The 4867-nt window shown below is 63.5% G+C and carries 4 protein-coding genes; all 4 read left to right on the forward strand.

Translation table 11 applies throughout. From position 1 onward, the window contains the following. Positions 1-153: 153 nt before the first annotated feature. Entirely contained in the window at positions 154-885 is a 732-nt protein-coding gene (locus tag NQJ30_RS18720) for a TnsA-like heteromeric transposase endonuclease subunit (protein WP_255771821.1), read from the forward strand. Next, positions 882-2912, forward strand: coding sequence for a Mu transposase C-terminal domain-containing protein (locus NQJ30_RS19095; protein ID WP_255771822.1), 2031 nt, complete (start codon positions 882-884; stop codon positions 2910-2912). Before NQJ30_RS18720 ends, NQJ30_RS19095 begins: the two co-directional genes overlap by 4 nt. Positions 2913-2999: 87 nt before the next feature. Then, on the forward strand, positions 3000-3962 hold the full coding sequence (locus tag NQJ30_RS18730) for an ATP-binding protein (protein ID WP_255771824.1): 963 nt from the start codon (positions 3000-3002) through the stop codon (positions 3960-3962). After that, positions 3959-4732, forward strand: a complete 774-nt coding sequence (locus NQJ30_RS18735; protein ID WP_255771825.1) for a hypothetical protein — start codon at positions 3959-3961, stop codon at positions 4730-4732. Before NQJ30_RS18730 ends, NQJ30_RS18735 begins: the two co-directional genes overlap by 4 nt. The last annotated feature ends 135 nt before the right edge of the window (positions 4733-4867 follow it).

Consider the following 4867-nt stretch of genomic DNA (forward strand, 5'->3'; position numbering starts at 1 on the left):
TGTCCGTTCTCATTCCAGATGTCAGTTTTCGCATTCAACGTGTCAGTTAACGGATTACAGACGATTCTCAGTTAAGTTGTCAGCGTGGCTGAATGTGAGGCTTTGGGGTCCCTGCCGTTGAATGCGACTGACTCGGCTCGGATTCTCGCGCGGTTGGATGGACGCATCCTGGATGAGCCGGTGTTGCCGGCTTGCGCATCGCTGCGCTTGGAATCTTCGCTGCCGGTCCGTTCCTTTTTTTCCTGGCCCGGCAAGCGGAATTACGAGGGTTCGTGGTGGTCCGGCACGACGTGCTCGCATGTGGGCTTTGAGAGTCTGCTGGAGCGGGATTTCCTGATGCTTGCCGACTATGACAGGGACGTTGTCGGGATCGCGTCCCAGCCGTTTGCTGTGCTGTGGCCTCAAGGGACTGACAGTGCCCGCGGCCATGTGCCGGACTTCTTTTTGCGGCTTCGTGACGGCGGCGGACGGGTCGTGGATGTGCGGCACCCGGACCATCTGGAGGCCGGGGCCCGTCAGTTTTCCTTGACCCGGGCGTTGTGCGATGAGGCTGGCTGGGACTACCAGGTGTTCTCGGGGATGGCAGAGCCGGCGGCTTCGAATCTTCGTTGGCTCTCTGGATACCGGCTTCACAGATACGCTCCGCCCAGCACGATCGTGCCCGCGATCATGGAAGCAGTCGGTTCGGGTGTCTCCGTGTCCGCTGGCGTGCGGCGCGCTTCGCGAATGCTGCGGCTCGAACCTTCCACCGTTCAGGCCCATCTGCTGCATCTGGCCTTCATTGGGGTCCTCCAAGTCGGCCTGGACGAGCCATTGTCGATGGAGACTTGGATCGCCCAGGCCCAGGAAAAGTCGCCGATGCCGAGACTGGCGGCTGCGTCGTGAAGTCCGTCCGCCTTTTCGATTTCATCCAGTTCGACGCAGGATCCTGGCAGGTTGTAGCCCAGGACGGGCCCGAGCTGGCCTTGAAGAATCTTGCTACCAATCGCATCCGACGAGTTCCGGTGGCCGATCTGTTGATCGATGATTCGTACTTGCCGGATGATCCCCCGTCCCTCCTCTCGCTGGACAATGCTGCGGCTCTGGAGACGCTCTCCCCCGGCACCCGTGACGGTGTCCTTGCCCTTCACCGGCACGTCCACGAAGTGCTCCACGGGATTCCTCCAGGGTCACTGCCCGGCACGAACCCGAAGCCAGAATACGATCTCGCCAACCCCTTGCAAGTCCGGATCGAAGCCAAGCTGACGGAACTCGCTGCCCGTGGGATGGCCATGACTGAGCGGACAATGTTCCGCCATATCGCCGAATACCGGGCGCATGGCATCGGGGGCCTCGCTGACGGCAGAGCCACCCGCCAGGTGAGCGTGGCCGGGCGAACCGACTCCAGGGTTCTTGCACTGGTCGAGGCTGAAGTGTCTGGGCAGAAGGATGCTTCGACGGGCACGCGATCTCGCGTTATTGCTCGGGTTCGGGCGGCCGCAGCCAAGTCGGATCTCGCCGTGCCGTCCGATGCAACGCTCTACCGCATTCTGAAGAAAATCGAGGGTTCAAGGCACCCCTTCGGAAACGCGACCACGCGCCGGACGCAAGGAAACCGGCCGGACAGGCCTTGGGGACGCCAAAGCCCATCCCGCCCCGGCGAGCTCGTGGAGATCGATTCGACGCCGATGGACCTCATGGTCGTTTATCCGGACGGCAGCAGCGGACGCGTGGACCTGACTTTCGCACTGGACATCGCCACGCGCACCCCGTTGGCGGCCATCCTTCGGCCGGTGGCAACGAAAGCCGTGGACGCGGCCGTGCTGCTTGCCCGTGCCATGACTCCCCTGCCGATGCAGCCGGGATGGGATGCATCGTTAAGCTATTCACGATCCGTTCTCCCGCCTGGGATGCTTCCGCGCGACGAGGATATGCGCTCCGCTATCGCCGCCAAGCCGGTCATTGTGCCCGAATCCATCACGGTCGACCGTGGCAAGGTCTTTGTCGGCTCGACCTTCACGGCAGCTTGCGAGCGTCTGCAGATCAGCATCACCAAAGCGGCCCCTCGGACGCCCACGGACAAGCCCCACATCGAACGGTTCTTTGCCGGTGTCAACACAGGGTTCACCCAGTATCTGGCCGGCTACACCGGCCCGAACGTGGTCCGGCGGGGCAAGGACCCGGCCGCCGAGGCGATATTCACCCTCGCCGAAGTGCAGAACCTGCTGGACTGGTGGCTCGTGGCCGTCTGGCAGAACCGTCCGCACCCGGGGCTGCGGCACCCTGCCATGCCGAAGAAGGACCTCACTCCGAACGAGGCCTTTGCCGCCCTGGCCAGCGTCGCGCCACAGATCCCCGTAGCCCTCACCCGGGACGACTACATCGCCCTCCTGCCTGTCGAATGGCGTTCGATCCAGGCCTACGGAATCAACTTCCACGGCCTCCACTACGACAATCCGGGCTTTCACCCGTACCGTTGTGTCCCTTCCGGGCTCCCTTCTCCGGCCGACGGACGCTGGGAAGTTCGGTATGACCCTTACAGACTCCAGTCGATCTACGTCCGTGACCACAAGAAGGGTCAGTGGATCGAGGCGAAGTGGACCCTGTCCACGCACCTTGTGGGACCCTTTTCCCGCGATGTCCTTGCCGCCGCGAAGAAAGCCATCGACAGGCGAGGCGAGACGGTGGCCGGCAGGGATCTTCTTGCCGAGATCAATCGGATCCTGACCGCTCCCACGGGGCGCGCCGAGCGCCAAGCCACACAACGCACTCACACAACACCGTCGGCCGTCCCGGAACAGGAGGCCGGGCCGGACCCGATCACCGAACCCACCGCTACGCCGGTGGCGCCGATCCGGGCGCCGGACCCAGTCATCGTCGAATTTCCCCGGCGCCGCCGCCACGGGCGACGCATCGATCTTCTGGAGGACTGAGACATCGCCATCCCAGATAGCCTGGCGGCCTGGCGCGATTTCGTCGCGCATTTACCTGAAGAGCCCCTAAATTGGACGCTGTCAGAAGTGCAGGCACTCTCCGTTGAGGCGAAGTCTGCCTACGACCGCACCCGGTTCGCATGGCTCGCAGCAGACACTGTCCTGGAAACCACAGACACACAGGCACTCTCCCGGCAAGCCCGAATTGCCATAGCCCGCAACGCGGCCAGCACGGCGACCGCCAGGCGGGGCATCGCCATCTCGGGCGCCGCAGGAATGGGGAAATCGACGGCGGCTCTGCTTCTAGGCAAACGCCACGACAGATCAGAGCGCAAACGACTCGGACGCGAGGACGACCGAGAGTTCGCGCCTGTGGTTTACACCGTTGTCCCGCCTGCCACGACGCCGAAAATGCTCATGCAGGCCTTCGCGCAGTGGCTCGGACTGCCCGTGCTCCAGCGGGCCACGGCACCGATGCTCGCCGAGCAGGTCGTAGCCGTATTGCGCACCCTGGGCACGTCGTTGGTGATCGTCGACGAAGTGCACAACCTCAAGACGAACAGGCAGGCCGGAGCCGAAGCCGCCAGCACCCTTAAACAGTTCGCGGACCGTCTGGACGCGACCTTCCTCTACGCCGGAATCGATCTTCCGACAACCGACCTCTTCGCTGGCGAAATGGGCCGACAGATCAAAGCCCGCATGATCCTCCACGAGATGACCCCATACTCCATCGGGACGAAAGAGAACCGTGAATCGTGGGCCGACCTGGTGCTCGGAGTCGAAAACCTCCTACCGCTGGCCGCGCACATACCAGAGTCCCTTGTCGAGGAGTCTCACTACCTCTGGGACCGGACCGGCGGGAGCATCGGCGCCCTTCGCGGCCTTCTCTCGGACGCAGCCATCGGCGCGATCCTCGACGGCACCGAAAAGATCGACCGGCGCCGGCTCGAAGCAACAGCCACGGACTACGCAGCCCAGGAGCACCACCGATCACACAGCAGATCCAGCGCCTCAAAGTCCAAGAAACATGGACTCAGGATGGCCCAGTGAACCTCGGACCCCTACCGGTCCCGACCCGCCTCACCCACGGCGAAGGCATCGAGAACTACGCCACCCGCCACGCACAACGCAACGGCACCAGCGTCGAACAAATCGAAAACGCCCTCCGGAAGGCCGGCATAATGCCCAAATCCCGTACTCGGCTGCACCCCGGACGCCTTCAAACATGGAGAGCGCTGGGCGGACTCCACGACCGGGCCTTCGACCCGAAGCAGTCTATCGGCGGCCACCCGGTCATCGTGCGGGAGCTATGTCTGCGCTGCGGCAATGGAAACCTGCGAGTCGGCCGGACTCCGTCAACCGGCTGGGTCTGCGTCGCTCACCGGCGATGGATCGGCCAAGTTCAGCTCGACATCCGCCAACTGCCCGAACTGGTCGCCGCGGAACGCCACTTCAGGTCCACCCTGGTCTCCCGCGGAATCCACGTCGGCACCCCCGCCATGCTGACCGCGAGCGAATGTGCCAGTGCCGGCATCGCACTCTCCACCCTCGAAGAACGCGCGGCCCGGGCCGGAAGACACGAGTACGAAATGCTGATCTATCCGGAAACCGTGAAAATCGCCCGCCTCATCACCCGCCCCGCCTTCAAAGACTGGATCCAGAATCCCGCACACCCAGCCGGGCAGAGGCGCGATCGGGTCGCCAGTGAAATCGCGCGCACGATCTTCCGCACCGGTGAGAGCCAACGACGCCGCGCTGCGCAGCGGATCGAAAACGCGCTCCGAAGACTATCCCGTCGCGGCATCGAGTGGCTCGCCTAGGCCTTCCCCACCCACGCCGCGAGCCCCAAACCACTTACGGAACTGACAGATTGAATGAGAAAGAATCCGCCAGATTTCTCTCATCCAACCTGTCAGTTCCCACGTCGCGACTGACAACTACATTGAGAACGGACA

This window comes from Pseudarthrobacter sulfonivorans (assembly GCF_024391045.1).
GTDB lineage: Bacteria > Actinomycetota > Actinomycetes > Actinomycetales > Micrococcaceae > Arthrobacter > Arthrobacter sulfonivorans_B.